Source organism: Herminiimonas sp. (assembly GCF_030645555.1).
In the GTDB taxonomy this organism is placed as follows: Bacteria; Pseudomonadota; Gammaproteobacteria; order Burkholderiales; family Burkholderiaceae_D; genus Oxalicibacterium.
In genome coordinates, this window is record NZ_JAUSME010000020.1 from 1 (window position 1) to 5,703 (window position 5,703).

At 56.2% G+C, this 5,703-nt stretch carries 6 protein-coding genes; 1 reads left to right on the top strand and 5 read right to left on the bottom strand.

The genetic code is table 11. The features are described 5' to 3' along the window. The 3 genes from glcE to Q7T06_RS00675 form a co-directional block, all read right to left on the bottom strand. Positions 1 to 713 (bottom strand): glycolate oxidase subunit GlcE (gene glcE, locus Q7T06_RS00665; RefSeq protein WP_304778422.1); only part of this gene is annotated, 713 nt, incomplete at its 3' end. Positions 714 to 731: 18 nt separating this feature from the next. Next, positions 732 to 2,225 (bottom strand): FAD-linked oxidase C-terminal domain-containing protein, encoded by a 1,494-nt coding sequence (locus Q7T06_RS00670; protein WP_304778446.1) that lies wholly within the window; start codon positions 2,223 to 2,225, stop codon positions 732 to 734. A gap of 194 nt (positions 2,226 to 2,419) precedes the next feature. After that, positions 2,420 to 3,316 carry a LysR substrate-binding domain-containing protein gene (locus tag Q7T06_RS00675; RefSeq protein WP_304778428.1) on the bottom strand — a complete coding sequence of 299 codons (897 nt, stop codon included), beginning with the start codon at positions 3,314 to 3,316 and terminating at the stop codon, positions 2,420 to 2,422. 124 nt (positions 3,317 to 3,440) lie between these two features. Between Q7T06_RS00675 and Q7T06_RS00680 the strand changes: the two genes are divergently transcribed. Beyond that, positions 3,441 to 4,004 carry a cob(I)yrinic acid a,c-diamide adenosyltransferase gene (locus tag Q7T06_RS00680; protein ID WP_304778433.1) on the top strand — a complete coding sequence of 188 codons (564 nt, stop codon included), beginning with the start codon at positions 3,441 to 3,443 and terminating at the stop codon, positions 4,002 to 4,004. A 93-nt stretch (positions 4,005 to 4,097) separates the two neighbouring features. Here the strand turns inward: Q7T06_RS00680 and folE2 are convergent, their stop codons facing one another. Both folE2 and Q7T06_RS00690 read right to left on the bottom strand, forming a co-directional pair. Next, on the bottom strand, positions 4,098 to 4,904 hold the full coding sequence (gene folE2, locus Q7T06_RS00685; protein ID WP_304778437.1) for a GTP cyclohydrolase FolE2: 807 nt from the start codon (positions 4,902 to 4,904) through the stop codon (positions 4,098 to 4,100). Between the two features lie 80 nt (positions 4,905 to 4,984). Further along, the coding region (locus Q7T06_RS00690) for a transketolase C-terminal domain-containing protein (RefSeq protein ID WP_304778441.1) at positions 4,985 to 5,703 on the bottom strand (719 nt) is incomplete at its 5' end.

Sequence of the window (5,703 nt, forward strand, 5' to 3'; positions counted from 1 at the left end):
TCATCGGCGCCATGCATCTCTTCGCCGCCTATGTGTTTTTGCGCGGCAGCGAGCGCCGCTTTCGCACCCGACAGGCGCAGCACCAGCATGCCGTCATACCAGGCACTGGAAGAGATAGGCAAAGGTTGTCCGCCCCATTCGTTCAAACGGCGTATTGCGTCTTCCTCGTTCATCTCCAGTCGCAGGCTGGTTTCGGCAAAGGGCTTGGGCAGCACCTTGAGCGATACTTCCAGCAACAAACCCAGCGTACCTAGCGAGCCCGCCAGCAGGCGCGACACATCGTAGCCGGCGACATTCTTCATGACCTGTCCGCCAAAATGCAGCACCTCACCCTTGCCATCCATCAGCACGGCACCGAGCATGAAATCGCGCACCGCGCCCACCGACACACGGCGCGGACCAGCCAGACCGCTGGCGACCATGCCGCCTATCGTCGCATCGGGACTGAAATGCGGCGGTTCGAATGCGAGCATTTGATTTTGTTGCGCCAGCACTTCCTGCACTTCCGCCAGCGGCGTGCCGCAGCGTACCGTGATGACCAGCTCGGTCGGATCGTAGGCGATGATGCCGCAATACGCGCGCGTATCGAGTACCTCGCCAACTGGCGCCTGACCATACCAATCCTTGCTGCCGCCACCGCGTATGCATAGCGGCTGCCGCTGACGACCCGCAGCAAGTATGCGTTGTTTGAATTGTTCGACTACCTGTTCCATGCTGACCCTGGCTAAATTTTAAAATCGCGGCAAATCGGGAAACTTCAGCATGCCGCGCTGGACGTGCATCTTGCCGTATTCTGCGCAGCGCTGTAGCGTGGGAATTGCCTTGTTCGGATTGAGCAGGGAGACCGGATCGAAGGCGCGTTTGACACCCAGAAACGCTTCAATTTCCTGGCGTGAAAACTGCACGCACATCTGGTTGATTTTTTCCACCCCCACACCATGTTCACCGGTGATCGTGCCGCCAACAGCGACGCACATTTCAAGGATTTCAGCGGCGAATAATTCGGCCCGATCAAACTCGCCGTCCTGGTTGGCATCGAACAGTATCAATGGATGCAGATTGCCATCGCCGGCATGAAACACATTGGCGCAGCGCAAACCGTATTTGACTTCCATCTGCGAAATCCCGATCAGCACATCGGCCAGGCTGCGGCGCGGTATCGTGCCATCGATGCAGTAATAATCAGGAGAGATGCGGCCGGCAGCGGGGAAGGAATTCTTGCGCCCGGACCAGAAGCGCAAACGCTCGGCTTCATTCTGCGAAACTGCAATCGCCGTGGCGCCGGAATGTTTCAGCACCTCGCTCATACGCGCGATTTCCTCGTCGACTTCTTCCGGTATGCCGTCCGACTCGCACAGCAATATGGCTTCGGCATCGATGTCGTAACCGGCTTTGACAAACGGTTCGACCATGCGCGTGGACGTCTTGTCCATCATCTCCAGCCCGGCTGGAATGATGCCGGCGGCGATCACGCTGGCGACTGCATTGCCGCCCTTGACCACGTCGTCGAACGACGCCAAGATCACGCGTGCCAGCTTGGGTTTGGGTATCAGCTTGACGGTGACTTCGGTCACGATGCCGAGCATGCCTTCGGAACCTATGAAGACTGCCAGCAAATCGAGCCCGGGTGCGTCGAGTGCGGCACCGCCGAGTTCGATCGCCTCGCCCTCTATCGTAATGACGCGCACGCGCATCACGTTGTGCACGGTCAAGCCGTATTTGAGGCAATGCACGCCGCCGGAATTTTCGGCAACGTTGCCGCCTATCGTGCAGGCAATTTGCGAAGAAGGATCGGGCGCATAGTACAAGCCTAGTGATGCAACCGCTTCGGAAATGGCGAGATTGCGCACACCCGGCTGCACGACGGCAGTCCGTGCATACGCATCGACCTTGACTATCTTGTTGAGTCTTGCCGTCGACAGCACGATCCCGTCGGCGATCGGCAGCGCGCCGCCGGACAAGCCGGTGCCCGCGCCGCGCGGCACGATACGCACCTTCAGTGCATGACAAATCTTGAGGATCTCTATGACCTGCGCTTCAGTGTCGGGCAACACCACCACCATCGGCAACTGGCGGTACGCGGCCAGGCCGTCGCATTCGTACGGGCGCGTGTCTTCTTCATTGAAAAGCACGCATCGTTCCGGCAACACTGCACGCAAGGCATCCACCACCTTGCGCTGATGCTCCACTGTAAACGGCTGCGACTGCGGCTGCGCCAAAGTCATATTCATGGTCTATCCCGATAGCTTTTACTGCGCTTGTTCTCTAATCGAATAAGCATATATTCTCTTTTTAGAGTGTAGCGAATACTCGCCCGGGGCGGGCGATTTAAGCGTGAAATTCGACTGAAAGCTTTGCCATGCAAGGTGAAAAATATTCAAGTGATGCGCTGAACGCGAGCGCCATCAGCTGTCGGCGTCTATGCCAGCTTTTGCGTATTGAAGCGTTCCATCATCCAGTTCAACAACAGCGCCACTTCAGGCCGTTCCCTTACTGTGCGCTCATAAACCATGTAATAGGCATGCTGCGGCGTCGCCAGCTGGATGTCGAACAGCGGCACCACTTCTCCTGTGCGTATCATCTCTGCGGCAAAGTGCTGGCGGGTCAAGGCTATCCCATAGCCATGCTGGACGGCCTGCAACAACAAGCCCAAATCATCTATGCGCAAACCCGATGTCGGCTCTTGCCAGTCCAGGCCAGCCACTTCAAACCATGCCTGCCAAGGCTCCAGAGCGGAACGCAGCAATTGCGCCTTTTGCAAGTCAGCTGGTGTATTCAGCGGGCCTATTTTTTTCAGATAGGCGGGACTGGCAACCGGGAAAACCGGTTCTTCAAACAGTTTCTCGGTGACCAGGTCCGGGTATTTGCCGACCCCGAAACGGATTTCGATATCCGTTTCCGACAAGCTCATATCGTACAAAGGTACGGATAGAAAAGTTTCTATCGTGATATCCGGATGCAAGGCCATGAACTCGGCCAGATGCGGCAAAAACAGATAACGGGCAAACGTCGGCGGCACCGTGATCTTGATCCGCGGATGGGCGGATGCGTGTCTGTGCGGCAAGGGGAAATCTGCCAGCGAACGCAGTGCATCACGCACTACATCCAGATAACGGCGGCCAAACTCGGTCAAACTGACGCTACGTCCGTCACGCAAAAACAGGCGCTCGCCGACGAATTCTTCCAGCAAACGGATGCGATGTGAAAACGCCGATGGCGTAATGCATAATTCTTCCGCCGCAATCGCGAATGAGCCTAGGCGTGCTGCCGCCTCAAAGGCGGAAAGGGCATGCACGGGTGGTAGTCTAATGGCCATTGCGTCAATTCTATCGTCGGTGATCAATCCGTGATTTTACCGGTTTCGCTGCTGCTGCGACGTTTACACGGTTTTACCGTATGCTCGCTGCTTCAGCAGCCACTCTTATTTCACTGGATTCCACATGGGCAATCGACTTTCAAAAATAGCAACGCGTACCGGTGATGACGGTAGCACAGGCCTGGGCGATGGCAGTCGCATAGACAAGGATGCGTTGCGTGTACACGCGATGGGCGACGTCGATGAGCTCAATTCGCATATAGGCTTGCTGCTGTGCGAGTACTTACCTCCCGCATTGCGCGAAGAACTCATTTCGATCCAGCATGATTTATTCGATATGGGCGGCGAGCTGTGCATACCCGGCCACACAATGATCGCCGATGCGCAGGTAGCGCGACTCGATGCCTTGCTGGCTAAATACAATGCGAATTTACCACCGCTGCAGGAATTCATCCTGCCGGCCGGATCACGCGCTGCGGCACAGGCTCATGTCTGCCGCACCGTTTGCCGCCGCGCCGAGCGCATGATAGTCAGCCTGGGCAAGGCCGAGCAAATCAACGATAACCCGCGCCAGTACATGAACCGCCTGTCGGATCTGATGTTTGTGCTGTCGCGCGTGTTGAATCGCTTTTCGGGTGCCAGCGATGTGTTGTGGGAAAAGGACAGGGTTCGGGATATTGAATCTTGATAGGCTTTGGTTTGTTTCTGCGCGAACCAAAGCACAAATAAAAAAAGCCGCCCAGCAAACACTGAACGGCTCTTCATCCAAACAGGCAAAAACCTACTTCACCCGCTTGTCGCGTTCTATCAACGCATACGCCGAATGATTGTGGATGGATTCAAAGTTTTCCGCTTCCAGCGTATAGGCAAGCACGCGCGCATCATTGTTGAGCATGCCGGCCACATCGCGCACCAGATCTTCCACGAACTTGGGATTGTCATACGCGCGTTCCGTCACATATTTTTCATCCGGGCGCTTCAGCAAACCATACAGTTCGCACGAAGCCTGCGCCTCGATATTCGCAATCAATTCCTCGACGACAAAATCGCCATCCAGCAAGGCGTGAACGGTAATGTGTGAACGCTGATTGTGCGCACCGTAGGCAGAAATCTTTTTCGAGCAAGGGCACAGGCTGGTGACCGGCACCAATACCTTCAAGCTCACTTCCAGTTTGCCATTCTTGATCTCGCCGGTCAGGCCGACTTCATAATCCATCAGACTTTGCACGCCGGATACCGGCGCCGTCTTGTTGATGAAATACGGGAACGTCACTTCTATGTGGCCGGCATCGGCTTCCAGCAGCGCCAGCATCTTGTGCATCATGACCGAAAACACGGCCACGTCCAGCGCCTGATTATTGTCTTCCAGCAGCGCGATGAAGCGCGACATGTGTGTGCCTTTTTGCTCCTGCGCAAGGTGCACATACATATTCCAGCTGCCGACCGAGGCTTGCACGCCGGACGATGTTTTTACCGTGATCGGATAACGCACGCCTTTGACGCCTACGCGCTGAATCGCGATATGCCGGGTATCGGGTGTGCTTTGCACATCGGGGATGGCGCTCATGTTGAGATCGCGAGTATTCATTGCAAAACCTATAAAGTGGACAGCACGCCTGCTGCGCCGTCCGGTATCTAATTGCTTAATTACTTGTTAATTGCTTGTTGCTAGTTATTGACCACCAAACGCGGCTCGCCCTTGCCGAAACGCTGCCGGATGGACGCTGCAATACCCTGCGCATCCAGACCGCACAATGCAAGCAATTGAGCCGCATCGCCATGATCTATAAATTGGTCCGGCAAACCCAGATTCAATAGCGGCTTGACGATACCAGCTGCAGCCAATGCTTCTGCCACTGCCGCACCCGCACCGCCCATGATGGAACCCTCTTCCACCGTCACCAGCGCATCGTGCGTAGCGGCCAGGCGCTTGAGCAATTCAACATCCAGCGGCTTGACGAAACGCATATTGGCTACTGTGGCATCCAGCTCTGCACCGGCAAGCAAACTGGGAGCCACCATCGTGCCGAATGCCAGGATCGCGACATTTTTACCCTCGCGCCGGATTTCGCCAGTGCCTAAAGGTATCGTCGCCAGATCGTCCGCCACCTTGGCGCCTATGCCGCTACCGCGCGGATACCGCACTGCAGCAGGCCCATTGTAGAGGAAAGCGGTGGAGAGCATCTGACGGCACTCATTTTCGTCCGAAGCCGCCATCACGACCATATTCGGGATGCAGCGCAAATAGGCTATATCGTAGTTGCCGGCATGGGTGGCGCCATCGGCACCGACCAGGCCGGCGCGATCCAGCGCAAACGTCACGTCCAGATTCTGCAAGGCAACATCGTGTATCAATTGATCGTAGCCGCGCTGCAGGAAGGTCGAAT